Genomic DNA, 25,098 nt, shown 5'->3' with positions numbered 1-25,098 from the left:
GGCCGGGACCGGGACCAGAGCCGCAGGCTGCGGCCGGTGGCCGGGGGCGCCGCGCACGCCACAAGACCGGCACAACCCGCACCCCGACAAGGAGCCCCACCATGCACACCCCCGCCCCCGCCACAGCCGGCAGCACGGCGCCCCCCACAAACACCGACACCGGCACCGTTCTCCTCGTGGGCGGCACCGGCTTCATCGGACGCGCCGTACTCAAAGCACTCACCCGCCACCACCGGGTGCACGGCACCACACCCAGCCTTCGAGTGCTCTCCCGAAGAACACCCCCCACGCTCGCGGCACACCACGTGACCGGCGACCTCACCGACCCGCCCAGCCTGCACGGCATCTGCTCCGGCATCACCACAGTGATCCACACCGCCAGCTACGTCGGCAGCGATCCGCAAAAATGCCACGCCATCAACCACACCGGCACCCAGGCCCTGCTGGCCGAAGCCGCCCGCCACGCAGTCACACGCTTCATCTACGTCAGCACCGCCTCCGTCTACGGCACCGGCCCCCACCGCGGCCCCCACGAAGGACAACTGCAGCCCGCGCCCCTCTCACCCGCCAGCACAACCCGCCTGCACGCCGAAGAAGCCGTACGCGCCGCAGGCGGCACCATCCTGCGCCCCCACCTCATCTACGGCACCGGAGACCACTGGTTCATCCCCACCCTCGCCCGCATCCTCCGCCACATACCCACCTGGCCCGACACACCACCCCCCCACACCTCCGCCATCGCAGTCCAGGACCTCGCCCGCATCATCACCGCACTCACACACCAACCCCCACCCCACAGCGACGACGCCGGCGCCACCTACCACGTGGCCGATCCCCGCCCCCTGCCCATGGACCACCTCCACACACGCCTGCGAACCCTGCTCCACCTCCCCCCCGCCCACCCCACCCCCATCACCGAACACCGCGCACAGGTACGAAAACACCTCCCCCAACTCACCGACCACCAATACGCCCTCCTCACCGAAGACCACTACTACGACACCACCCGCATCTGGCACCACACACAACTCCACCCCGGCCCCGGCTTCCACACACGCTTCACCACCAACACCCCCTGGTACACACACCACCTCAACCACCCCACCCCAACAACACCACCGCAAACCATCCTCCCGCCGGCACCGGCCTGATCAAGGACCACCAACCCACGCCACCCCCCGGTGACGGACGCCGAGGCCGAGGACCCGCCGCCGACAGGGGCGGCCGGCGCCGGCCGAAAACCCGTTGCCTGCCGGCCGCCTTCCTGGTGCGATGCAGGGGTTCCGACGGCGAGGGGAGCCGACTTGGCCGTGTTCGGGTGTGCTGGCTGCGGTGCCGTACTGACGGCGCCGGTGTCGCAGGTGGCACTGCCTATCCACCTGAGCGACACCCACTGGGAGACACTGCACCCGCCGCTCCTGGAAGCGGGGACCTACGCCATCGACCCCGAACCGTACGGGCCACCCTGGCGGCCCTGGGAAGAGATCGGAGCACAGCAGGCGGCGGCACGCGGCGTCTTCGCTCCGATCAGCCATCTGTCCGACGGGCCGCCGGACACCGTCCTGCTCGCGCCCGGCGACATGCGCGGCACCGGGCTGATCGCGAAGCGGACCGAGGGCTACTGCCTAGGGATCAACGGCAGCGGCGGACCGAACCTCGCCTGCCTGGACTGCGGGCTGGCCGCCGGATCCCGGATCGACGACTGCGGGCAATGGCAGGTGGTCAGGCTCCTCCCCCACGCAGTGGTGCGACTGCCCGGCCCGCCGGAACGGCCCGTCATGGACTGGGCGGACCTGCCGGCCGACGGCGCACTGCGGCACAGGCTGAGCGAGTACCGGGACATCCCCGCCGGCGTGACCCTCGCCCATGTCGTGGCAGCCGCCGCGGGCCAGCCGGTCAACGTGGTACCCGGCCCGGTCGCCGAGCTCCTCGGCCCGGCCCTCGCCGCGCTCCTGCCCACAGGGGAACACGCGAAGCGGCTGGCCCTGGCCGGACCGGGGATCGGCGAGCCGGCCGCCGACCTGGTACTGGTGCCGGTCCACCCGCAGACCGGCCAGACATGGCAGCCGAACAGCGGCGCCGTGCCCGTTCCCGCCGAAGCCACGCTCTGGACCGACCTCGCCTTCCCACCCCACCGCACACGGCTGCCGGCGGCCGGCCGGCTGCCAGCGGGCGTGGAGCGGGACGATCCGCTGCCGCCACACCCCCAGTCACGGTTCCGGCCCTCCCGCGACGCGTTCCGGCACACACTCACACGGATCCCCGCCGTCCGAGAACCATGGCTGCAAGCGATCCACGCCCGCGGGTACTGACCGTCACAGGCCGCATCGAAGTCAGACACCGGCCGACCAGAACAGTCCTTCCGCTCCACAGACGAAACACCGGACCGTCAGCAGCACCGAACACGACACCCCGTCCACCGAGCCGGACCCTGGTCAGGATCCGGAAGTCTTCAGCCGTCGAGAAGGCCCGCCCTCGTTCCCTTCTCTCATGTGCTCCCTTCTCTCATGTGCTCCCTTCTCTCATGTGCTCCCTTCTCTCATGTGCTCTCTTCGCTGAGGCGGTCGACTGCCCACGGCAGGAGCTCCTTGGCCAGCGCAAGACTGAACGGCCTCACCAGCGAACGAAGTTCAGCGCAGGCGGCAGGACCGAGAGTGATGTAGGGCAGGGCGGCAAGCCTGTCGGTGGTGTGCTCGATCTCCGCCCTGCGTCGCGCACCGTCCTCGGTCAGGGCCAGGTGAGGTCCGTCGTCGAGCCATCCACGCTCACGCAGGTCCTGCACGGCCTGTCCCCACTGCTCCGGCGTCCATGCCCGCGAGGCGCGCAGCACCTCCGCGTCGATGTCGCCTGTGGCGGCGTGCGCGACGAGGGACTCGAGCCCGCTCAGCCCGGCAGCCAGTAGTGCCGCCACGTGACCGTCGCCACGGAACTCCCGCAGCAGAGTCTGCGCGTGCCAGAGCACGAGGTGGGGTGCGCTCGGCCACGGCAGTGCGGCGTGCGCGGCGAAGAGGGGGCGGCCTTGTGGATGGTGCACGGTCACTTCAGCCGCGGTACGGGCCAGTTCCGCCGCGCGGGCCAGTGCCGGTGAGGAGACGTCCGCGCCGAGGATGCGGCGGAGTGTGGTATCGATCCCGGAGAGCCGGGCGGCGGCGAACCGCTGGGGCGTGGCGGCTTCCCATGCCGCGGGTATGGCCCGGCGCACCAGTTGGGGATTGAAGTTGTAGAACGTGGCGATGACCAGATCCGCGGGAGCCGCGCCGAGCGCGGCGGAGCGGGACGCGAAGTACCCCGTCCTGGCGTCCACGCCCAACTCGGCGTACTGGCCTGCTGCTTCGGGCGAGAAGTAGACAGCCCCGTGGTAGGGCTCGAGAGTTCTCCAGGTCTGGCGTGCGAGGACCGGGCCGTCGCGGTCCGTGTTCTGCGTCATGAGGGGATCTCCGTCCTGTGGCGGATAAGACGTTGCTGTTCATCGAGCACACGACGGTGCGTGGACCACAGCCATGCCGTACCGTCTGGTCGGTACGTTATCGGAGGACGGCTCCCGCAACTACTGCCCTGCGACCATTTCTCGGTGCCAGTTCACAACCGTCGGGCCCGCACGACGAACTCCCGATGCCCCGGCGGCGCAGTGCCACCGTCAACATCTGGAACAGGCCGATGAGGCTGGCCTTCTTGCCGGGCGTCCAGGCGCAGGGCGCGGCCGAGGGCCTGGACGCAGCCGACGGCGCTGCAGGTGGGGTGGCGGAGACGATGGCATCCACGCTGGGGATGTCGACGCCTTCGACGATCAGCCCTGGAGGTCGCCCCAGCAGGTACCAAGTAGGTACCATGCCGGTATGCCATCACTGAATGTGCCCTTTACTGAGGAAGAAATGGAAGGCGTGCGCGCGGCTGCTGCGGCTGAGGGCAAGAGCCTCAAGCAGTACCTGCACGACCTCGGTGTGCGCGAGATGCAGCGCAAACGGTTCGTGGCCGGCGCCGCCTCGTGGGCGGACAGACTGCGTTCCGAGTTCGACGAGGCGTTCCCGGACGAGGTTCCCGCGTCCGAACGCGGCCAGGGGGCAACCGCCGCCTGATGAGCGAGATCCTGTACATCGACGTCTCCTGGCTTCTGGACGTCCAGGACGTCGCTCTCGGTCACGACGACGTGTCGGTCACTGATTACTCGGCCCTCGTAGCGGCGATCGCGCGCCACAAGACACGCATGCCGACTCTCGCCACGTCCAATCCCGATGCCGCGTGGCGCGCTGCCGCGCTCCTGCACACCATCGTGCGTCTCGAACCACTCCCCCACCGCAACAGCCTCTTCGCCGGCTTCGTCACCGGCCAGTACATGGACCAGTCCGGAGAAGGCATCGACCCTCCCTATGGCGCTCTGTCCGACCTCATCAGAAAGGTCCGCGAGACCCGGCTGAGCATCTACGACGTCGCGGACGCGCTCCGCTCCTGGCGGATCTGAGGGGCTTTCCCGTATCCGTAGTGGGTCACAGGAGCTGGGCGGGTCGCCGGGGCCGTCTTCACCGTCACGTCAGCCTTCGTGCCGTCCCCCATCTGGGGCGTGTATCGGAAGTGGATCACTGGCTGGGCTCGACGTCCAGGATCGCCTTCTTCGGCAAGTCGATCCGGGGAGGCGACCCCAGCGACCAGCGCGGTTTGGGTTCACGGCCTGTATCACCAACCTGAGCACTTCATCCGGGTTACTGAGGGCCTGCGAGCCGTAGGCGTGGACGTCGTTGCTCCCGAACTGCATCGGGGCTCCTTGACCGCGGACACGGCGGCGGTGCAGGCCGCCGTAGACGTGCTGCCGGAGCCGCCCTTGGTTCTGGGCCACTCCTACGAAGGGTCCGTGCTCACTGGTCTGCGTGGAGTCGGGCGCTTGGCGTATCTGGCGGCCTTCGTGCCGGATACGGGGGAAAGTGCGGCGGGCTCGGGCGGCGCCTCCAGCCAGTTGAAATCCGCCATCGAGCCGCAGAACGACGGTTCCACGCGTCTTGACCCAAGCCGGGCCGTGGATGCGCTGTACGCAGATTGCCCTGGGCACCTGGCCGCGTGGGCAGTGGGACTACGACGAGCCCAGGCAGCCGGCGACGGGCGAGGAGTCCCGGAGCGCCAGGGCTGGAAACATGCCCCTTGCGCCTACGTCGTGTGCGCGAAGGACCGAGCCATCGACCCCGGACTCCAACACATCATGGCCGCGCGCTACGACTCCATCCGCGAGTGGCGGACCGGACACTCTCCGTTTGCGGGTCGGCCGGAGCTGGTCATCGACCTGGTCCTGGAACTGCTCGATTCCTCGGACGCACCGGGCCAGCCTCGTCGATCCCTACCGCGAGCACCTGCGCAAACGCCGCTCCGAGGACCCCGCCGTCCCCGTCAAGCACCTCTTCGAAGAGATCAAGGCCCTCGGCTTCACCGGCTGCCTGAACCTCCTGCACAAGTACATCAACCAGGGCCGCGCGGACGCCGACCGCAGCCACATCTCCCCGCGCAGATTCGCTCGGATGCTGCTGACCAGGCCCGACAACCTCAAGGCCGAGCATCACGAGCTCCTGGCCAAGCTCACCGCCGCCTGCCCCGAGATGACCCAACTGGCCACCCTCATCCGGGACGTCGCCCAACTCCTGACGCCTCAGGCCGGAAACGCCGCTGCGCTCACGCACTGGATCGCCCAGGCCCGCGCCGTCGACCTACCTGATCTCCACGCCTTCACCCGCGGCCTGGAACGAGACCGCGACGCCGTGAACTACGCCCTCACACTTCCGTACAGCAACGGCCCCACCGATCGATACGAGCGCCCTGGACACGCCTGCCTTCGCGGCTACGTCCGCCATCGTGGGCCGCTGCTTGGCTGACGCATCCACCTGTGAAAACCCCCCTTTGACGCGCCCCACCCCGGGGGCGGTCGCGAAATCTCCCGGCAACAAGCTATTGACATGACATTTGGACGGGGCCCATCGTACTCACCTAGAGCGCGCTAGTAGAGCGCGAGAGTGCACCATCCCCCGAGGAACTCCCCGGTACCTCCGGAGCGAAGGGAACCCAGCGATGCCGTTCGATGTACTGGCCATGGGCCGAGTGGGAGTGGATGTGTATCCGCTCCAGACGGGCGTGGGGCTGGCGGAGGTCACGTCGTTCGGCAAGTACCTCGGCGGCAGCCCCACCAACGTCGCTGTGGCCGCCGCCCGTTACGGGCACCCCGCGGCCGTGATCACCAAGACGGGCCGGGACCCCTTCGGCGACTTCGTGCGGTCGGCCCTTGAGGACTACGGCGTCGACACCCGCTTCGTCGGTACGTCGGACATCGCGCCGACGCCGGTGACATTCTGCGAGATCTTCCCGCCGGACGATTTCCCCCTGTATTTCTACAGGCTGCCGAAGGCCCCTGACCTGGACATCCGCGCCGACGAGCTGGATCTGGACGCCGTGCACGAGACCCGCGTCTTCTGGGTGACCGGTACCGGGCTGAGCGAGGAGCCGAGCCGTTCGGCCACGCTGGCGGCGCTGGCCCACCGGGGCAAGGCGGGGGCGACGGTGTTCGATCTGGACTGGCGGCCGATGTTCTGGAGCAGCCCGGCGGACGCGCGTACGTACTACGCCGAGGCCTTGCGCCACACCACGGTCGCGGTCGGCAATCTCGACGAGTGCGAGGTCGCGACCGGTGAGCGCGAGCCGTACGCCGCCGCGAAGGCGCTGCTGGCAGCCGGCGTGGAGCTGGCCGTGGTCAAGCAGGGACCGAAGGGCGTGCTGGCGATGAGCCGCGACGGCTCGGCCGTCGAGATCCCGCCGGTCCCGGTGGACGTCGTCAACGGACTCGGCGCCGGTGACGCCTTCGGCGGCGCCCTGTGTCACGGCCTGTTGTCCGGCTGGGGCACCCGCCGCACCGTCTCCTTCGCCAACGCGGCCGGCGCCATCGTGGCGGGCCGGCTGTCCTGCTCCGACGCCATGCCGACCCAGGCCGAGGTCGAGGCCAAGCTCCGCCAGGCCTCCGCTGCCCCCATCGACGGAAAGGTGTGACGACGTGCTGTCCGACAACGTGAACCGGATCGTGGCAGCCCGGGTGGGCGACCCCGGTGCCATCGCGGTGGCAGCCGCGCGCCGGGTGAGGGCCGCCTCACCGCTCGGCGGGCACGGCAGGGCGATGATCATCGCCGCCGACCATCCCGCACGCGGCGCCAACGGCGTGGGTGGCGACCCGAACGCCATGGCCGACCGCTTCGAACTCCTCGACCGCCTGTGCACCGCCCTGGAACGGCCCGGCGTGACCGGAGTGCTGGCCACCGCCGACATCCTGGAGGACCTCCTTCTGCTCGGCGTCCTGGACGGCAAGAGCGTCTTCGGTTCCATGAACCGCGCCGGACTGGCCGGCTCCGTCTTCGAGATCGACGACCGGTTCACCGGCTACGACGCGGCGACGATCGCCGCGATGGGCTTCGACGGCGGCAAGATGCTCACCCGGATCGCCCTCGACGACCTGGCGACCCCGGCCGCGCTGGAGAACACCGCGCACGCCGTCAACGAGCTGAACGACCGTCAGCTCATCGCCATGGTGGAGCCGTTCCTCAGTTCCTGGCAGCACGGCAAGGTCCGCAACGACCTCTCGACGGATGCTGTCGTCAAGTCGGTCAGTATCGCCTCGGGGCTCGGTCGGCGTACCGCGTACACCTGGCTGAAGCTGCCGGTCGTGGACGACATGGAGCGGGTGCTGGCCGCCTCGACGCTCCCCGCGCTGCTGCTGGGCGGCGAGGTCAAGGACGCCGCCGCCGCGTTCGCCTCCTGGGGCAAGGCCCTCAAGCAGCCGACCGCCCAGGGCCTGGTCGTCGGCCGCTCCCTCCTCTACCCCTCGAACGGCGATGTCGCCGGGGCGGTGGACCAGGCGGTGAGCCTGCTGTGACCGGCACGAGCAAGTACCACCTCCCTGCCGGGAGTTCGGCCGACGGACCCTACGAACTCCTGGTCACGCCCGAGTCGGCGGGCTGGGGATACTCCGGCCTCAGGATCCTGACCCTGAAGCCGGGCGAGGCGCACGCCCTGTCCACCCGGGACTGCGAGTTCCTGGTCCTGCCGCTGACGGGCTCCTGCACCGTCACCACGGACGGCATGACCTTCGAACTCGCCGGGCGGACAGGCGTGTTCGCCTCGACCACCGACTTCGTGTACCTCCCCCGCGAGTCGGAGGCCCTGATCGGCAGCGCGGACGGTGGAACGTTCGCGCTGCCCGCAGCCCGTACCGAGCGGAGCTCACTCTCCGCCCGGTACGGGCCCAAGGAGAACGTGCCCATCGAGCTGCGCGGGGCCGGGGCCTGCTCCCGCCAGGTCAACAACTACTGCCTGCCGGGCACGTTCGAGGCCGAGCAGCTCCTCGTCTGCGAGGTCCTCACGCCCGGCGGCAACTGGTCCTCGTACCCGCCTCACAAGCACGACGAGGCCCGCCCGGGCGCGGAGTCGGAACTGGAGGAGATCTACTACTTCCAGGTCTCCGGCGACGGAAACGGCTTCGGCTACCAGCGGGTGTACGGGACCCCCGGGCGGCCGATCGACGTGCTCGCCGAGGTCCGCTCCGGCGACACCGTGCTGATCCCGCACGGCTGGCACGGCCCGTCGATCGCCGCACCCGGCTACGACCTCTACTACCTCAACGTCATGGCGGGTCCCGGTCAGGACCGTGCCTGGCTGATCTGCGACGACCCGGCACACGGGTGGGTGCGCACGACATGGGACACGCAGGACATCGACGACCGGCTGCCCTTCGGCGCCGAGGAGAAGCACTGATGGAAACGATCCGGCTCACCACCGCGCAGGCCCTGGTCCGCTTCCTGGCGAACCAGTACAGCGAGCGCGACGGCCAGGAACAGCGCCTCGTCCCCGGCGTGTGGGGCATCTTCGGCCACGGCAACGTGGCCGGTCTCGGGCAGGCGCTCCTCCAGGCCGCCGTCACCGGCGAGGCCGACCTGCCCTACTACTTGGCCCGCAACGAGCAGGGCATGGTCCACGCGTCGGTGGCCTACGCGAAGATGCGCGACCGGCTCGCCACCTTCGCCTGCTCGGCGTCGACAGGGCCCGGGTCCACCAACATGATCACCGGTGCGGCGCTGGCCACCACCAACCGCATCCCGGTGCTGCTGCTGCCGTCCGACATGTTCGCCACGCGCGCCGCCGACCCCGTGCTCCAGCAGCTGGAGGACACCCGGGGCGGGGACGTCACCGTCAACGACGCCTTCCGCGCCGTGTCGAAGTACTTCGACCGTGTCTCCCGGCCCGAGCAGTTGATCCCGGCTGCGCTGGCCGCCATGCGGGTGCTCACCGACCCCGTCGAGACCGGCGCCGTCACCCTCGCCCTGCCGCAGGACGTGCAGGCGGAGGCCTACGACTGGCCGGTCGCCTTCTTCAGGCGGCGGGTGTGGCACATCGGTCGCCCGGTGCCGGAGCCCCCGGCCGTGCAGCGGGCCGCCGCCCTTCTCCGCAACGCCAGGAAGCCGCTGATCGTGGCCGGCGGCGGCGCCGTCTACTCCGGTGCCGAGACCGCGCTGCGCGCCTTCGCCGAGGCCACCGGCATCCCCGTCGCCGACACGCATGCCGGCAAGGGCGCGGTGCCGTGGGACCACCCGTACGCCGTCGGGGGTCTCGGCTCGACCGGCTCGTACGCCGCAAACGAACTGGCCCGCGACGCCGACGTCGTCCTCGGCATCGGCACCCGCTACTCCGACTTCACCACCGCCAGCCACACCGTCTTCGACAACCCGGACGTCACCTTCGTCAACCTCAACGTGGCCCGCCTGGACGCCGTCAAGCACTCCGCCGAACCCCTTGTCGCCGACGCCCGCCTCGGCATCCAGGCGTTGGCGGGCGCGCTCACCGACTGGGAGGTGGACCCGGAGTACCGGGGCCGGACACGTCAACTCATCACCCGTACAAGGGAGATCGAGGAGGAGTGCTTCGCACCGGAGCGCACCACCGGCCACCTCCCCGCCCAGACCCAGATCCTCGGCGCCCTGAACGACGTGCTCGGCGACCGCGACGTCGTCATCAACGCGGCCGGCTCGATGCCGGGTGACCTGCAACAGCTGTGGCGGGCCCGGGATCCGAAGGCCTACCACGTCGAGTACGCCTACTCCTGCATGGGCTACGAGGTCGCCGCCGGCGTCGGCGCCAAGATGGCCGACCCGTCGCGCGAGGTCGTCGTACTGGTCGGCGACGGCTCGTATCTGATGATGGCTCAGGAGATCGTGACCATGATCTCCGAAGGCCTGAAGGTCATCGTCGTCCTCGTCCAGAACCACGGCTTCGCCTCCATCGGGGCGCTCTCGGAGTCGCTCGGCTCGCAGCGGTTCGGCACCAAGTACCGCTACCGCGACGGCGATTCGGGCCAGCTCGACGGCGATGTCCTCCCGGTCGACCTCGCCGCCAACGCCTCCAGCCTGGGCGCGGACGTGGTGCACGCCACCTCCGTCGACGAGTTCCGCGCCGCGATGGAGAAGGCCAAGGCGGCCACCCGCACCACGGTCGTGCACGTCGAGACCGACCTCTACGGCCCCAACCCGCCCGGCCACGGCTGGTGGGACGTCCCCGTCGCCCAGACCTCCGCCCTGGACTCCACCCGCGCCGCGTACGAGACGTACGCCTCCCACAAGCTCGACCAGCGCCACTACCTGTAAGGACGCCTCACGTGACAACCATCCAGCACTGGATCAACGGGTCTCCGGTCACCGGAAGCACCTCCGCCACCGCGCCGGTGTTCAACCCTGCCACCGGCCAGGAGCAGGCTCGGGTCGTACTCGGCGGCTCCGCCGAGGTCGATGCCGCCGTGATGGCCGCCGCTGCCGCGTTCGAGACGTGGTCGGAGTCGTCGCTCGCGCGGCGAACCCAAGTGATGTTCGCCTTGCGCCAGTTGCTCGTCGAGCACGAGGAGGACCTGGGCCGGATCATCTCCGCCGAGCACGGCAAGACGGTCGACGACGCGCGCGGCGAGATCACCCGCGGCCGGGAGGTCGTCGAGTTCGCGTGCGGGCTCGGAGACGTGCTCAAGGGCAGCTTCTCCGACCAGGTGTCGCGCGGCGTCGACGTGCACGACTTCCGGCAGCCGCTGGGTGTCGTCGCGGGCATCACACCCTTCAACTTCCCCGCCATGGTGCCCCTTTGGATGCACCCCATGGCCATCGCCACCGGCAACACCTTCATCCTCAAGCCGAGCGAGCGCGACCCGTCCGCCGCCAACTTCGTGGCCGGGCTGTACAAGAAGGCAGGCCTCCCCGACGGCGTCTTCAACGTCGTGCACGGCGGCAAGGACGCGGTCGACGCGATCCTCGCCCACCCCGGAATCGAAGCCGTGTCCTTCGTCGGTTCGACCCCGATCGCCAAGTACGTGCACGACCAGGCCACCGCCCACGGCAAGCGCGTCCAGGCCCTCGGTGGTGCCAAGAACCACGCCGTCGTCCTCCCGGACGCCGACCTCGAATTCACCGCCAACCACATCACCGCCGGCGCCTACGGCTCCGCCGGCGAACGCTGCATGGCCGTATCCGTCGCCGTCGCCGTCGGTGACGCCGCCGACGCCCTCGTCGGGATCCTGGAGCGCAAGGCCCGCGAGGTCAGGGTCGGGCCCGGTGACGTGCCCGGCACCGAGATGGGGCCGCTCGTCACCAGGGCGTCGCGGGAGCGTGTCGAGAACGCCGTCGGCGTCGCGGCGACGCAGGGCGCCACCGTCGTCGTCGACGGACGCGGCCTGAAGGTCGACGGTCACGAGGAGGGCTTCTTCACCGGGCCGTCCCTCCTCGACCGGGTCACCGTCGAGATGGATGCCTACAAGGAAGAGCTGTTCGGGCCGGTGCTCGCCGTCGTCCGGGTCGACACCCTCGACGAGGCCATCGACCTCATCAACGACAACCCCTACGGCAACGGCACCGCCCTGTTCACCGGCAGCGGTGAGGCGGCCCGCCGGTTCCAGCGCCGGGTCAAGGTCGGCATGATCGGCATCAACGTGCCGGTGCCGGTGCCGATGTCGTACTACTCCTTCGGCGGGTGGAAGGACTCCCTCATCGGCGACTCCCCCGTCCACGGCCCCGAGGGCATCCGCTTCTACACCCGCCCCAAGGTCGTCACCACCCGCTGGCCCCAGCAGACCCAGCAGGACACCGCCGGTTTCAACTTCCCCACCTCCAGCTGAAGGACGTACACCATGGCAACGACGCCAGCCCTCCGTACCACCGTGGGCAACCTGTGCCTCGGCTCCGCGCCCGACTCCTGGGGCGTGTGGTTCCCCGAGGACGAGCACCAGGTCTCGCCCACCCGCTTCCTCGACGAGCTCGCAGAGGCCGGCTACAAGTGGCTGGAGCTCGGCCCGTACGGCTACCTCCCCACCGACCCGCAGCGGCTGAAGGAGGAGCTCGACGCCCGCCGCCTGCAGGTGTCCGGTGGCACCGCGTTCGGCGCGCTGCACCGTCCGGAGGCATGGGACGAGATGCTCGCCCATGTCCGCCAGGTCGCCACGCTCACGGCTGCCGCGGGCGCCCACCACCTCGTCCTCATCCCGCCGATGTACCGGGACGAGAAGACCGGCGCGTTCACCGAGTCGCCGGAACTGACCGCCGAGCAGTGGGCCGGCTTCGGCCGCGCCGCCGACCGGCTCGGCCGGCTCCTCCTCGACGAGTACGACGTACGGCTCGTCGTCCACCCGCACGCCGACAGCCACATCCAGACCCAGCCGGAGATCGAGCGTCTGCTCAACGAGTCGGACAGCCGCTACACAAACCTCTGCCTGGACACCGGCCACGTGGCCTACGGCGGCGGTGACAACCTCGACCTGATACGCCGGTTCGGCGAGCGCGTCGGATACGTCCACATCAAGCAGATGGACCCGGCCGTCCTCGCCCAGGTCGCCGCCGAGGACCTGTCCTTCGGGGAGGCCGTCAAGCGCGGGGTGTGTGTGACGCCGCCCGCCGGCGTGCCCAACCCCGCTGACGTGGTCGCCGAACTGAGCAAGCTCGACGCCGAGTTGTTCGTGATCGTCGAGCAGGACCTGTACCCGTGCGCGCCCGAGGTGCCGCTCCCCATCGCCGTACGCACCCGGGAGCACCTGGCCGAACACGGGCTCAGCGGGGCCCGACGCCCAGTGCTCGGGAGGTAGTTCGCGCCCATGTGTGTCGGTGACTGCACAGCACCGCCCACGGTGGCATGAGCCCGCCTCTCCTGCCCCCTCTCTTGATTAGGACATGACCATGACTGTACGTGTAGGCGTCATCGGCGCCGGAATGATCGGCCAGGACCACATACGACGCCTGACCGAGGTCGTCACAGAGGCGCAGGTCTCCGCTGTGACCGACATCGACGCCGAGCGTGCCGCGGAGGTCGCCGCCCGGGTGGGCGCCGTCGCGCTGCCCACCAGTGCCGATCTGATCACCTCCCCCGACGTGGACGCCGTCCTCGTCACCTCCTGGGGCCCGACCCACGCCGAGCATGTGCTCAACGCCATCGCGGCCGGCAAGCCCGTTTTCTGCGAGAAGCCGCTGGCCACCACCGCCGAGGACTGTCTGCGCATCGTCGAGGCCGAGCGCGCCCACGGCAGCCGTCTGGTCCAGGTCGGCTTCATGCGCCGCTTCGATCCCGGCTACCGGCAGATGAAGGCCGTCCTGACCTCCGGATCCGTCGGTACGCCTCTGATCGTGCACTGCGCGCACCGCAACCCGACCGTCCCGGACGCGTACACCTCCCCGATGGCCGCGCAGGACACCGCCGTCCACGAGATCGACGTACTGCGCTGGCTGCTGGACGATGAGATCGTCTCCGCCCAGGTCATCACTCCGCGCGCCACGAGCAAGCGGTTCGAGCACCTGAAGGACCCGCAGATCATGCTCTTCGAGACCGCGAGCGGTGTCCGGATCGATCTGGAGGTCTTCGTCAACTGCCAGTACGGCTACGACATCCAGTGCGAGGTGGTCGGCGAGGACGGTCTCGTGCGGCTGCCCACCCCGGCAGCCGTCACCGTCCGTACCGCAGGACAGCACAGCAGCGCCGTACCGCAGGACTGGAAGGCCCGCTTCGCCGAAGCCTTCGACACCGAGTTCCGTGAGTGGATCGCCGGCGTCGCGACGGGTGCCGAGCCCACCGGGCCTTCCGCCTGGGACGGTTACGCGGCGACTGTCATCACCGACGCGGCCGTCTCCTCCCTCCAGTCCGACGGCGCCGTCGTCGCCGCCGACATGAAGCCCAGGCCCGCGCTCTACGGAGGTGCCACGTGAAGATCGCCCTCGACCCGTACATGTTCCGCCACCTGCCGATCGACGACATGGTGCGCACGGTGGCCGAACTCGGCTACGAGTACATCGAGTTGTCGCCGCGCGACGACTTCATGCCGTTCTTCCTGCACCCGCGCGCCGACGACGCGCGGATCGCGGAACTGATGAACTCCCTGCGCACACACGGAGTTCGACTCTCCTCGGTGCTGCCGCTGTACAAGTGGTCCTCGCCGGACGAGGACGAACGGCAGGCCGCCGTCCGCTACTGGAAGCGGATGATCGAGATCACCGCCGACCTCGAATGCCCGCTGATGAACTCGGAGTTCAACGGCCGACCCGAGCGCGCCGCCGAGAGCGAGGCCGCGTTCTGGCGCTCGCTGGAGGAACTGCTGCCGCTGTTCGAACGGGAGGGCATCGCACTGAACCTGGAGGCGCACCCGGACGACTTCTGCGAGGAGAACACCCCGGCGGTCGACCTGGTCCGCGCCGTCAACAAGCCCTGGGTGAACTACCTTTACTGCGCCCCGCACTCCTTCCATCTGTCCGGAGCCGATCCGACGGCCGACATCGCGGCGATGATGCGCCATGCGGGCGACAAGCTCCAGCATGTACACATCGCCGACTCCTTCAACCACAAGGGTTCGTCGGGCCTGCGCTACATCCTCAACCCGCCCGGCACCACGGCCCGAATCCACCAGCACCTGGACATCGGCCAGGGCGAGGTCGACTGGAACGCCTTCTTCTCCACCCTGCGCGAGCTGGACTTCGACGGTGTCGCCACCGCCTGCGTCTTCGCCTGGGAGGAACGCGCCCACGAATCCTCCGCCTTCATGCTCGACCGCATCCGCAAGGAACTCGCTTCCTGAGCGAAGCCCTGGACGACCGATCCCGGTCAGCGGTGACGGCCGGCGCCCTCACCATGCCCGGCGTTCCGGTCCGTCCTGTCGTCACCACTCACACTCCGCCGCACCGTGGTGACCCGTGCGGTGATCCCGTCAGGGCCGGGCACCCCTGCAGCAACGACCGGAACGTCAGAGCGCACAGACCTTGTCGATACGTCCTGACAAGGTTATTGACATCACTGGTGGCCGGATCCATAGTTACGCCAACTAGAGCGCGCTAATACAGCGCTCTAGTGAAGTAGCCGGGTGGTCCGCACCAAGACCACCGAGCACGACGCTCCGCCGCCGGCAGGCGCTCGCGCTCCCGCCCACCGGCCTCACGACCCGAGGGCACATCCGCTGATCGCGGCCGCCGACCCGTCGGCTCCGGCTATCACCGCGGGATCATCCCGCGCACTCAGCCGGTGTCTGTCACACGCCGCGGACACCGGCCCGGCACATACCCGAAGCCGCTCCACACCGCCCGACACAAAGCCATCCTTACCAGCACACCGAGGTGCGAGGAACATGTACAGAAACCACCGAGCCGCCACTCTGGCCGCCGTCGCCATCACCGGGGCGCTGCTTGCCACCGGATGTTCCAGCAGCTCCGGCGGCAAGAAGTCCGAAGAAAGCGGTGCCGCCGCTTCCGCGGGCAAGGCCGACACCCCCCGGATGACGGTCGCGATGATCACCCACGCCGCCCCCGGTGACACCTTCTGGGACCTGATCCGCAAGGGCGCCGAAGCCGCTGCCGCCAAGGACAACATCAAGCTGGTCTACTCCAGCGACCCGAGCGCCGGCAACCAGGCCAACCTTGTACAGAACGCGATCGACCAGAAGGTCGACGGCATCGCGCTCACCGCGGCCAAGCCTGACGCGATGAAGGACGCCGTGGCCAAGGCCACCGCCGCGGGCATTCCCGTCGTCGGCTTCAACGCGGGCCTCGACGACTGGAAAAAGCTCGGCATGCTGGAGTACTTCGGCCAGGACGAGAACATCGCCGGCCAGGCCTTCGGTGAACGCCTCAACGAATCGGGCGCCAAGCACGCCGTCTGCGTCATCCAGGAACAGGGACACGTAGCCCTGGAGGCCCGCTGCGCCGGCCTGAAGAAGGGCTTCAGCGGCAAGACCGACATCCTCTACGTCAACGGCACCGACATGCCGTCCGTGAAGTCGACGATCACCGCGAAGCTCAACCAGGACAAGTCCATCGACGAGGTCGTCACGCTCGGTGCCCCGTTCGCCCTGACGGCGGTCCAGTCGGTGTCCGACGCCAACAGCAAGGCCAAGATCGCCACGTTCGACCTCAACAAGGACCTGGTGACGGCCGTCCAGGACGGCAGCATCCAGTTCGCGGTCGACCAGCAGCCCTACCTCCAGGGTTACCTCTCCGTCGACGGTCTGTGGCTGTACAAGAACAACGGCAACTTCAGCGGCGGCGGTACCGCACCCGTCCTCACCGGCCCGGCCTTCATCACCAAGGACAACGCCGACGCCGTGGCCGCGTTCGCCGCGAAGGGCACTCGGTGATCCGGTCATGACCCAAGTAACGGCACCGGCGGCGAATTCCTCGTCGCCGGCCTCGCCGGCCGCTCAGAAGGACGGCCGCACCAAGCAGCGGTCTCTGGGGCGCAGGGTGTTGGCCCGTCCCGAGGTGGGTGCGTCGATCGCCGCGGTCGGCGTGTATCTGTTCTTCTTCGCGGCGGCGCCTTCCTTCCGGGAGACCAGCGCGCTGGCCACGGTGCTCTACCAGGCGTCCGTCATGGGCATCATGGCGCTCCCGGTGGCGTTGTTGATGATCGGCGGGGAGTTCGACCTGTCCGCGGGTGTCGCGGTCACGACCTCGGCGCTGACCGCGGCGATCCTCAGCTTCCAGCTGTCCATGAACGTGTGGACGGGCGTGTTCGTCGCGCTGATCGTGTCGCTGGCGGTGGGGGCGTTCAACGGCTGGCTGCTGATCAAGACCGGTTTGCCGAGCTTCCTGGTCACCCTGGGCTCGTTCCTGATCCTGCAGGGCGCCAACCTCGCCGTCACGAAGATCTTCACCGGGAACGTGGCGTCCGACTCGATCGCCGACATGGACGGCTTCGACCAGGCCAAGAAGGTCTTCGCCTCCGAGTTCAGCATCGGTGACGTCAACTTCAAGATCACCATCGTGTACTGGCTGGTGTTCGCCGCGATCGCGACCTGGATCCTGCTGCGCACCAAGTTCGGCAACTGGATCTTCGCCGTCGGGGGCAGCCAGGACAGTGCCCGCGCGGTCGGTGTCCCGGTGAAGTTCACGAAGATCGCCCTGTTCATGGGCGTGGGCGTGGGCGCCTGGTTCGTGGGCATGCACCTGCTGTTCTCGTTCAACACCGTGCAGTCCGGCGAAGGTGTCGGCAACGAGTTCCTGTACATCATCGCCGCGGTCATCGGCGGCTGCCTGCTCACCGGCGGCTACGGCTCGGCCATCGGCCCGGTCATCGGTGCCTTCATCTTCGGCATGGTCTCCCAGGGCATCGTCTACGCCAACTGGAACCCCGACTGGTTCAAGGCGTTCCTCGGCGTGATGCTCCTGATCGCCGCCCTCGTCAATCTGTGGGTCCGCCGCCAGGCGACCCGGAGGTGAACTGATGACAACCAACGAAACCACCTCCCCCAACGGCACGCTCACCCAGGAGAGTTCGCCGAAGGACGCCGCTCCGATCGTCGAACTGCGCAGCACCGGCAAGTCCTACGGCAACATCCGCGCCCTGCACGGCATCGACCTCGCCGTCCGCTCCGGCCAGGTCACCTGCGTCCTGGGCGACAACGGCGCCGGCAAGTCCACGCTGATCAAAATCATCTCCGGGCTGCACCAGCACACCGAGGGCGAAGTCCTCATCGACGGCAACCCCGTCCACTTCGGCACGCCCCGTGAGGCGCTGGACGCCGGTATCGCCACCGTCTACCAGGACCTGGCGACCGTCCCCCTGATGCCGGTGTGGCGCAACTTCTTCCTCGGCTCCGAGATGACCAAGGGCCCCTGGCCGGTCCGCCGACTCGACATCGAGAAGATGAAGAAGACCGCGGATGCGGAACTGCGGAACATGGGCATCGTCCTGGACGACCTCGACCAGCCCATCGGCACCCTCTCCGGCGGCCAGCGCCAGTCCGTGGCGATCGCCCGCGCCGTCTACTTCGGCGCCCGCGTCCTCATCCTCGACGAGCCCACCGCCGCCCTCGGCGTCAAGCAGTCCGGTGTGGTGCTGAAGTACATCGCGGCCGCGCGTGACAAGGGCCTGGGCGTCATCTTCATCACCCACAACCCGCACCACGCCTACATGGTCGGCGACCACTTCAGCGTCCTGCGCCTGGGCACCATGGAACTCTCCGCCGCCCGCAGCGAGGTCAGCCTCGAAGAACTCACCAACCACATGGCCGGCGGCGCCGAACTCGCAGCCCTCAAACACGAACTCGCCCAAGTACGCGGCGTCGACGTCGACGAACTCCCCGAAGCCGAAGACCTCACCACGCCAACCTCGGCCGCTGGTCAAAGGGCCTCCTGAACTGCCCTCCGCTGTCTCCTCACGTACCAAGCCGTGGTACCTACCTGCGTCCAGAAGGTGGGCACCACGGCTTGAGCACTTCGCGGGTGTCCACCGCTCGGCGCGATGGGCGTTGGTGAGGGTATCGATTGCAGTCGACCTATTCCATCAGCTTCGCAATGAGCGAGTTGAGGACACGGGGCCCTCAGATGTCCGGCGGAGTTGGCGACCACCCTGGCCGCTCGGTGGACGGTGTCGCGTCAAGTCCCCCCTTCCGGAACGGACTTCATCGCGTTCGTCCGACCCGGCAGCCGGGCTACGGAAGACACGCCGCCCGAGCCACCGGAGCGAACTCTTGGCGAAGCGTGGACCACATCATGAGGAAACAGCAGCCTGCCCGCGCGAGTGGCGCCGAAGGCTCTGCGCGAGCAAGGGAGCAGCCGGGGCCCCGAGACATGTTGATGAGCAGGTTTCCGTCCGGGACCGGCGCCGGCCGCTCACGGTTGAGCATGCGATGGCGCCGGTGGCGGCCATCCCATTGCCCTCTCATGGACCGCCGTCTCAAAGCCCACGGGATCGTGACGCCCTACCCGCGGGGAGCCGAAGGGGGGACGATTCCGTGGCCGTGGCGGCTTTCGCCCACGCCCAGCAGGGCACCACCCGGAGTTCCTGACGGCGGCGGCACCGGTCAGGTGCGTGGCGCCGGGTACGTGGTCGAGGGAGGCGCCGTCGTACCCCGCACTTCGAGCGTCGGTGTCGCGAGGACGGTCTCGCTCGGACGGGCAGGGTCCGTGATCCGGTCGAGGAGGTGCTGCGCGGCGCGGCGGCCGACGTCGTGGCTGGCGTTGTCGACCGTGGTGAGCCACAGGTGGCGCAGGCGCGAGAGGTACGTGTTGTCGTAGCCGACGAGGGAAAGGTCTCGTGGCACCTGGAGACCCGACTCCTCGGCCGCGGACAGGGCGCCCACGCACGCGATGTCGTTGAAGGCGAAGACGGCGCTCGGCCGCTGCGGGGCACTCAGCAGCCGCACCATTGCCCGGTAGCCGCCCTCCTCCGTCAGGTCGCCCTCCTCCACGGACGCGAGACCGGCGAGTGCGTGTTCGCGCATGACCGTCTCGAAACTGCGTCGGCGCAGTTCGCCGACGACGCCCTGTCCGGCGATGTGGGCGATGCGCCGGTGACCGAGGCCGATGAGGTGTTCGGTGGCGAGGCGGGCGCCGTGTTCGTCGTCGTTGGCGACGATGTCCACGCGCGGCAGCGCCGGTTCGCGAGCGCCCGCGACCACCGTGGGAATCTGCGCCGCCGCCGCCCGCAGCGCCTCGGAGGGCGGCAGTGTGCCGACGGCGATCAGGCCGTCGACCCGCAGCTCCGTGAAGGTTCGGGTGAGATCGTCGCCGAGGCGGCGGTTGAGGTGACCGTCGGCCAGCAGCATGTGCAGACCGCTGTCGTGGAGGCGGGAGTTGAGGCCGTCGAGCAGTTCCACGAACCAGGGGTTACGCATGTCGTGCAGCAGTACGCCGACCGAGCGGGTTCGACGCTCGCTGAGACTGCGGGCGGCGGCGTTCGGCCGGTAGCCGAGTTCCTCGACGGCGGCCAGCACGGCCTGCCGCCTCTCGGGGCGCACCTGGTCGGAGCCTCGGAGCACCAGGGAGACCAGCGATTTCGACACGCCGGCCCGTTCGGCCACGTCACGGATGGTCGGAGGTCTCATGGGTGGACCGTTCCATACGACGGATTCGCTGTCAAAGGTCTTGACATCAGGGAGTACGGGCCCCAGGGTGACCGAGACAGTTTATGGACCGGTCCAAAGAAGGGCAGTCACAGTGACTTCGCTCGGTGTCGCCGTCGTGGGTTTCGGATGGATGGGGCGGGTGCATACCCAGGCGTACGCGCGGATCCCGCACCACTTCCCGCAGCTGGCCGTGCGGCCACAACTCGTGACGGTCGCCGAGGAGGTGCCGGGCCGGGCCGAGGAGGCCGCCGCGCAGTTCGGGTTCGCCTCGACGACCCGTGACTGGCGCGACATCGTCGCCGACCCGCGCGTGCAGGCGGTGAGCATCACCGCGCCGAACTTCCTGCACCGGGAGATCGGCGTCGCGATGGCCGAGGCGGGCAAGCACATCTGGATCGAGAAGCCGGTCGGCCTTACCACGGCCGACGCGAGCGCGGTCGCCGGTGCGATCGCCACGGCGGGCGTGCAGGGCACGGTCGGCTTCAACTACCGCAACGCGCCCGCCGTCGAGTCGGCCCGCGAGCTGATCGCCTCCGGCGAACTCGGGACGGTCACCCATGTCCGTGTCCGCCTCTTCAGCGACTACGCAGCCCACCCGGACGGCGCCCTGACCTGGCGCTACGAACGGGAGCGCGGCGGCAGCGGCGTACTGGGCGACCTCGCCTCGCACGGCGCCGACCTGGCCCGCTTCCTGCTGGGCGACATCGCCTCCCTGACCGCGGACACCGCCGTCTTCATTCCGGAGCGGGCCCGCCCGACCGGCGCCACCGCCGGCCACACACTGGCCACCGGCGGCGAACTCGGCCCGGTCGAGAACGAGGACTACGTCAACTGCCTGCTGCGCTTCGCCTCCGGCGCCCGGGGGGTCCTGGAAGCCTGCCGGGTCTCGGTCGGCGAGCAGAACAACTACGGCTTCGAGGTGCACGGCACCAAGGGAGCGGTCTTCTGGGACTTCCGCCGCATGAACGAACTGGGCGTCAGCCGCGGCACGAGCTATCAGGACCAGCCCGTCAGTACCGTGTACGTCGGCCCCGGCGCCGGCGAGTACGCCGCCTTCCAGCCCGGCGCGGCCTCCAGCATGAGCTACGACGACCTGAAGGTCATCGAGGCGTACCGCTTCCTGCGCTCCGTCGCCGAGGGCAAGCCGTACGGCGCCACGCTGGACGACGCCGTGCACAGCGCGGCCGTGGTGGACGCCATGACGCGGTCCGTGGAGAGCGGAACGTGGGTGAACCTGGTATGAGCACCCTGCGGATCGGTGTGATCGGCGCGGGCAACATGGGCGCCGACCATGTGACCACCCTGCACCGTCAGGTCTCCGGTGCCGATGTCGTGCTGGTCGCCGACATCGACAAGGAGCGTGCGGCCTCCGTCGCCGGCACGGTTCCCGGCGCGCGAGCCACCGACGACCCGTACGCGCTGATAGCGGACCCGGGCGTGGACGCTGTCGTCATCGCCTCGCACGACTCCACCCACGCGGATCTGTCCGTCGCCGCCGTGCGGGCCGGAAAGCCGGTGCTGTGCGAGAAGCCGCTCGCCCCGGCCCTCGGCGAGTGCCTACGGGTCGTCCGGGAGGAGCGGCAGGCCGGCGGCGGGCTCATCTCCCTGGGCTTCATGCGCCGCTTCGACCCGGCGTACGTCGAGCTGAAATCCGCCGTCTCCGCGGGGAGTTGCGGAGCTCCTCTGCTCGTGCACTGCGTCAGCCGGGGCGTGTCCTCCGCACCCGGCTGCACCGACGAGTTCAGCGTCACCGGATCGGCCATTCACGAGTTCGACACCGTACCGTGGCTGCTCGACTCGCCGATCACCGAGGTCAGCTGGCACACGGGGCGCGCCACCTCGGTGACGGCCGGACTCCGCGATCCCCAACTGATGCTGCTGCGCACGGCCGACGGTGTCCTGACCACCGCCGAGGTGTTCCTCAACGCGGGGTACGGCTACGACATTCGCTGCGAGGTGGCGGGCGAGCACGGCACGCTCGCCCTCACCAACCCGGCACGGCTGGTGACCGACTCGACCCGCGCCCGCTCCACCGGATACCCGGCCGACTGGCGTCCCCGCTTCGCCGACGCCTACCGCCTGGAACTCCAGGCGTGGACCGACGCCGTGACCGCGGGCCACCCGACGCCGCTGGCCACCTCGTACGACGGGCTGGTGGCCTCCGCGGTGGCCGAGGCCGTCATCGCGTCCATGAAGGCCGGCGGCCGGACCGTCCCCGTCCAGGTCCCGGAGGTCTGACCGATGTCCAGCTCCCCCACCGCCCCGGTCCTGGAGGTCTGAACGATGACCGCCTTCCCTACCGCCTTGCCCCTCCCCCGCACCCCCGACCCGATGGACGCCCCCGCCCTGCGCTGGGGTGTCCTTGGCACAGGCTGGATCGCGGAGCGCTTCGTGGACTCCGTCCGACGCCACACCCGCCAGCGGTTCACGGCCGTAGCCTCCCGCGACGCGGCCCGCGCCAAGGACTTCGCGGACCGCCATGGCATACCCGGCGCCTACGGCTCGTACGAGGACCTGGTCGCCGCCGAGGACGTCGACATCGTGTACGTCGCCACCGAGCACACCGCCCATCTCGCCTGCGCCCGGCTGGCGTTGGAGGGCGGCAAGCACACACTGGTGGAGAAGCCGATCGGGCTGGACGCCGCCCAGGCGGCCGAGATCTCCGAACTCGCCGCCGCGCACGGCCTGTTCTGCGCCGAGGCCCTGTGGACCTTCTTCCTGCCCAAGTTCGACGTCGTCCGCCAGATCCTCGAATCGGGTGTCCTCGGCGACGTCCATACCGTCCTGGCAGACCTGGGCGAGCACTTCGGCCCGGGGCACCGCATCCTGCGCCCGGAGCTGGCCGGCGGGCCGTTGCTGGACCTCGGCACCTACCCCGTCTCACTGGCCACCTGGGTCCTGGGCGCACCGGCGCGGGTGCAGGCTTCCGGCCAGCCGCACCCAGCGGGAGTGAACGGCCAGACGTCCGCGATCCTCCACGACCCGCACGGCAACCAGGCCGTCGTCCACACCACCCTCTTCAGCGACACTCCCACCACCGCGACCATCGCGGGCACCCGGGCCACCCTCAGCCTGCCCGGCCCCTTCTACCAGCCCGGCGACCTCGTCCTCACCCCCGCCGGCGGTGGCACCACGCTGATCCGCACCGAGCCCCGCAACGCCCACGACGCTCTGCACTTCGAGGCCGCCGAGGCGGCCCGGTGCATCGCCGCGGGCCTGCGGGAGACCCCGTTGCGCCCTCTGTGCGAATCCGTCGTCACACTCCGGGCGATGGACGAGATCCGCAGACTGTGCGGCATCACGTTCCCCGTTCCGCCCGGCAACGAGTAGGGGGCGGCGACCGTGCCGGCCCTGTGCGCGACGAGGAAACCGATGACGTAGTCGGCAGCCCCGGGGGCTGAGAAGCGCGACTCCTTCGCCGGGCGCGCGACGGTGGCCCGCCACTGTTCACGGGCCGGACCCTCGCGAACGTCTACAGCGAACGGCGGCTGCTTCGCCGCCGCTCAGGAGATCGTCCGCATGTCCCTGCTGGGCATGCTCCCCACGAGACACCGCAACACCGCAACGCCGCAACGCCGCGAAGAACGTCCTCGCCACCGTGGTCAACACCGTCGCCGCGGTCTTCTTCCCCTGCGTGGCGGACGTCGACCGGACGGCCGTATCGCTGATCGCGGTGGGTTCCGCGATCAGCGGTCAGCCGCGGGTCGGTGGAGAGTTTGAAGGAGTCCTGCAGGTGCGGCTTGAGGTCGAACCGCTTCCAGATCCGCCCGATGGTCGAGTTCGGCAGGCCCGCGCGCTGGGCCATCGAGGCCCGTGACCAGTGCGTGTCCTTGCCCGAAGCGGACTCCAAGGTCGCCACGATGACGTCCTCGACCTGATCGAGCAGGATCGAGGGCGGTCGGCCCACCCCTCCGGCCATGTCGGAGAATGGGCAGCAACGGCCGGATGGTCTGCCATTTATGGATTCGGGCCATGATGCAGCCGAGGACTACCCGGATGGTCGCCTGGGCCTGAGGCTGGACCGCGCTTCAGCGAGGCAGCAGGACGTCAACCTGCCCCCGGATGTCCTGCACGATCTCCTCGACGCTCAAGGCGATGTTCACGCTCGCCGCCGTGCTGAGGAACATCACGGCGGACACGATGTGCGCCAGCGTCGCGGCGTCGCCCTCTGTGACCCGCTCGTCTCGGCGCAGCACGGCGGCGATGGCCTCCTCGGTCTGCGCGACGATGGCGAGTGCCGCGCTGTGCCGGGGCTCCTCGGGGTCGCCGAAGACCATCTCTCGCAGGTAAGTGCGTCCGTTGTCGATCTGGGTGCGGTTGCACTCGACGATCGGCCGGACGATCGCCAGCACCGCGTCCAGCACGCCTGGGATGACCTCGGCGTCCGCCCGGCCCTGCTCAAGTGCTTCGGCGTACTTGGCGTTCTGGACAAGGAGGAGGAGTTCGCCCTTGGTCTTGGCATAAAGGAACAGGGTCCCGGTGCCGATGTCGGCCTTGTCGGCGATCTGCTGGGTCGTGACCTCATCGATGCCGTGTTCGGCGAACAGCTCAGTGGCGGCAGCGACGATGCGGTCGAATTTCTCCTGCTTGTTCCGCTCGCGCCGTCCGACCGACCGGGGGGCGACAGACATGGCGGGGTCCTCCAGGAGTAGATTCTGACTGCAATCAGTTATGATTGCAGTCAGTACCGCGTGGGCTCGAATGTGGCTCCGCTCATTCTCCCATGGCGGGGCGACGAGTCATTG

General features: G+C 69.3%; 22 protein-coding genes and 3 pseudogenes. 22 read left to right on the top strand and 3 right to left on the bottom strand.

What is annotated here, in order from left to right; genetic code table 11:
* Positions 1-101: 101 nt before the first annotated feature.
* Both AWZ10_RS42000 and AWZ10_RS41995 read left to right on the top strand, forming a co-directional pair.
* Positions 102-1,151, top strand: coding sequence for an NAD-dependent epimerase/dehydratase family protein (locus tag AWZ10_RS42000; protein ID WP_060893730.1), 1,050 nt, complete (start codon positions 102-104; stop codon positions 1,149-1,151).
* Between the two features lie 210 nt (positions 1,152-1,361).
* Positions 1,362-2,312, top strand: a complete 951-nt coding sequence (locus tag AWZ10_RS41995; protein ID WP_244172739.1) for a hypothetical protein — start codon at positions 1,362-1,364, stop codon at positions 2,310-2,312.
* Positions 2,313-2,539: 227 nt separating this feature from the next.
* Here the strand turns inward: AWZ10_RS41995 and AWZ10_RS41990 are convergent, their stop codons facing one another.
* Positions 2,540-3,427, bottom strand: coding sequence for an SCO6745 family protein (locus AWZ10_RS41990; protein WP_046706819.1), 888 nt, complete (start codon positions 3,425-3,427; stop codon positions 2,540-2,542).
* A gap of 409 nt (positions 3,428-3,836) precedes the next feature.
* Here AWZ10_RS41990 and AWZ10_RS41985 point away from each other — a divergent pair, with 409 nt between their 5' ends.
* The 15 genes and pseudogenes from AWZ10_RS41985 (at position 3,837) to AWZ10_RS41920 (ending at position 18,642) form a co-directional block, all read left to right on the top strand.
* On the top strand, positions 3,837-4,076 hold the full coding sequence (locus tag AWZ10_RS41985) for a hypothetical protein (RefSeq protein WP_046706820.1): 240 nt from the start codon (positions 3,837-3,839) through the stop codon (positions 4,074-4,076).
* Positions 4,076-4,459, top strand: a complete 384-nt coding sequence (locus AWZ10_RS41980) for a hypothetical protein (RefSeq protein ID WP_046706821.1) — start codon at positions 4,076-4,078, stop codon at positions 4,457-4,459. Before AWZ10_RS41985 ends, AWZ10_RS41980 begins: the two co-directional genes overlap by 1 nt.
* 207 nt (positions 4,460-4,666) lie before the next feature.
* Positions 4,667-5,287: pseudogene (locus tag AWZ10_RS54710) on the top strand (alpha/beta hydrolase); the annotation flags it as partial.
* A 13-nt stretch (positions 5,288-5,300) separates the two neighbouring features.
* Positions 5,301-5,783 (top strand): annotated as a pseudogene (locus tag AWZ10_RS41975) (transposase); the annotation flags it as partial.
* A gap of 262 nt (positions 5,784-6,045) precedes the next feature.
* Complete coding sequence (iolC, locus tag AWZ10_RS41970; RefSeq protein WP_060893728.1) at positions 6,046-7,014, top strand: 5-dehydro-2-deoxygluconokinase; 969 nt, start codon at positions 6,046-6,048, stop codon at positions 7,012-7,014.
* Between the two features lie 4 nt (positions 7,015-7,018).
* Complete coding sequence (locus AWZ10_RS41965; protein ID WP_060893727.1) at positions 7,019-7,891, top strand: Cgl0159 family (beta/alpha)8-fold protein; 873 nt, start codon at positions 7,019-7,021, stop codon at positions 7,889-7,891.
* Positions 7,888-8,769, top strand: coding sequence for a 5-deoxy-glucuronate isomerase (gene iolB, locus AWZ10_RS41960; RefSeq protein WP_046706824.1), 882 nt, complete (start codon positions 7,888-7,890; stop codon positions 8,767-8,769). The genes AWZ10_RS41965 and iolB overlap by 4 nt, the downstream gene beginning before the upstream one ends.
* Positions 8,769-10,652: a 3D-(3,5/4)-trihydroxycyclohexane-1,2-dione acylhydrolase (decyclizing) gene (gene iolD, locus AWZ10_RS41955; protein WP_060893726.1), complete on the top strand. Its 1,884-nt coding sequence runs from the start codon at positions 8,769-8,771 to the stop codon at positions 10,650-10,652. The genes iolB and iolD overlap by 1 nt, the downstream gene beginning before the upstream one ends.
* Before the next feature lie 11 nt (positions 10,653-10,663).
* Positions 10,664-12,160: a CoA-acylating methylmalonate-semialdehyde dehydrogenase gene (locus AWZ10_RS41950; protein ID WP_046706826.1), complete on the top strand. Its 1,497-nt coding sequence runs from the start codon at positions 10,664-10,666 to the stop codon at positions 12,158-12,160.
* Positions 12,161-12,172: 12 nt separating this feature from the next.
* Positions 12,173-13,120 carry a TIM barrel protein gene (locus AWZ10_RS41945; protein ID WP_046706827.1) on the top strand — a complete coding sequence of 316 codons (948 nt, stop codon included), beginning with the start codon at positions 12,173-12,175 and terminating at the stop codon, positions 13,118-13,120.
* A 91-nt stretch (positions 13,121-13,211) separates the two neighbouring features.
* Positions 13,212-14,231 (top strand): Gfo/Idh/MocA family oxidoreductase, encoded by a 1,020-nt coding sequence (locus tag AWZ10_RS41940; protein ID WP_060893742.1) that lies wholly within the window; start codon positions 13,212-13,214, stop codon positions 14,229-14,231.
* Entirely contained in the window at positions 14,228-15,094 is an 867-nt protein-coding gene (locus AWZ10_RS41935; RefSeq protein ID WP_046706828.1) for a sugar phosphate isomerase/epimerase family protein, read from the top strand. Before AWZ10_RS41940 ends, AWZ10_RS41935 begins: the two co-directional genes overlap by 4 nt.
* Before the next feature lie 543 nt (positions 15,095-15,637).
* Positions 15,638-16,642, top strand: a complete 1,005-nt coding sequence (locus AWZ10_RS41930) for a sugar ABC transporter substrate-binding protein (protein WP_060893725.1) — start codon at positions 15,638-15,640, stop codon at positions 16,640-16,642.
* A gap of 7 nt (positions 16,643-16,649) precedes the next feature.
* Entirely contained in the window at positions 16,650-17,723 is a 1,074-nt protein-coding gene (locus AWZ10_RS41925) for an ABC transporter permease (RefSeq protein ID WP_046706830.1), read from the top strand.
* A 4-nt stretch (positions 17,724-17,727) separates the two neighbouring features.
* Complete coding sequence (locus AWZ10_RS41920) at positions 17,728-18,642, top strand: ATP-binding cassette domain-containing protein (RefSeq protein ID WP_046706831.1); 915 nt, start codon at positions 17,728-17,730, stop codon at positions 18,640-18,642.
* A 667-nt stretch (positions 18,643-19,309) separates the two neighbouring features.
* Here the strand turns inward: AWZ10_RS41920 and AWZ10_RS41915 are convergent.
* Positions 19,310-20,332, bottom strand: a complete 1,023-nt coding sequence (locus AWZ10_RS41915; RefSeq protein ID WP_046706832.1) for a LacI family DNA-binding transcriptional regulator — start codon at positions 20,330-20,332, stop codon at positions 19,310-19,312.
* Between the two features lie 151 nt (positions 20,333-20,483).
* Here AWZ10_RS41915 and AWZ10_RS41910 point away from each other — a divergent pair, with 151 nt between their 5' ends.
* The 5 genes and pseudogenes from AWZ10_RS41910 to AWZ10_RS52680 all read left to right on the top strand — a co-directional run bounded on the left by AWZ10_RS41910 (position 20,484) and on the right by AWZ10_RS52680 (position 24,231).
* The gene (locus tag AWZ10_RS41910) at positions 20,484-21,596 is read left to right on the top strand and encodes a Gfo/Idh/MocA family protein (RefSeq protein ID WP_046706836.1); all 1,113 of its coding nucleotides are present in this window, start codon (positions 20,484-20,486) and stop codon (positions 21,594-21,596) included.
* Positions 21,593-22,591 carry a Gfo/Idh/MocA family oxidoreductase gene (locus AWZ10_RS41905; RefSeq protein ID WP_046706833.1) on the top strand — a complete coding sequence of 333 codons (999 nt, stop codon included), beginning with the start codon at positions 21,593-21,595 and terminating at the stop codon, positions 22,589-22,591. Before AWZ10_RS41910 ends, AWZ10_RS41905 begins: the two co-directional genes overlap by 4 nt.
* A gap of 45 nt (positions 22,592-22,636) precedes the next feature.
* Positions 22,637-23,683, top strand: a complete 1,047-nt coding sequence (locus AWZ10_RS41900; RefSeq protein ID WP_060893724.1) for a Gfo/Idh/MocA family protein — start codon at positions 22,637-22,639, stop codon at positions 23,681-23,683.
* An 86-nt stretch (positions 23,684-23,769) separates the two neighbouring features.
* A pseudogene (locus tag AWZ10_RS54705) lies at positions 23,770-24,050 on the top strand (sulfite exporter TauE/SafE family protein); the annotation flags it as partial.
* A 43-nt stretch (positions 24,051-24,093) separates the two neighbouring features.
* Positions 24,094-24,231, top strand: a complete 138-nt coding sequence (locus AWZ10_RS52680; protein WP_167366039.1) for a hypothetical protein — start codon at positions 24,094-24,096, stop codon at positions 24,229-24,231.
* Positions 24,232-24,381: 150 nt separating this feature from the next.
* Here AWZ10_RS52680 and AWZ10_RS41895 read toward each other — a convergent pair whose 3' ends face one another.
* Positions 24,382-24,984: a TetR/AcrR family transcriptional regulator gene (locus AWZ10_RS41895; RefSeq protein ID WP_060893723.1), complete on the bottom strand. Its 603-nt coding sequence runs from the start codon at positions 24,982-24,984 to the stop codon at positions 24,382-24,384.
* Positions 24,985-25,098: the final 114 nt, after the last annotated feature.

Source organism: Streptomyces europaeiscabiei, from assembly GCF_001550375.1.
GTDB classification, from domain to species: domain Bacteria; phylum Actinomycetota; class Actinomycetes; order Streptomycetales; family Streptomycetaceae; genus Streptomyces; species Streptomyces europaeiscabiei.
The sequence above is the reverse complement of the archived record's forward strand: the minus strand, read 5'-3'. Positions and strand labels throughout refer to the sequence as shown.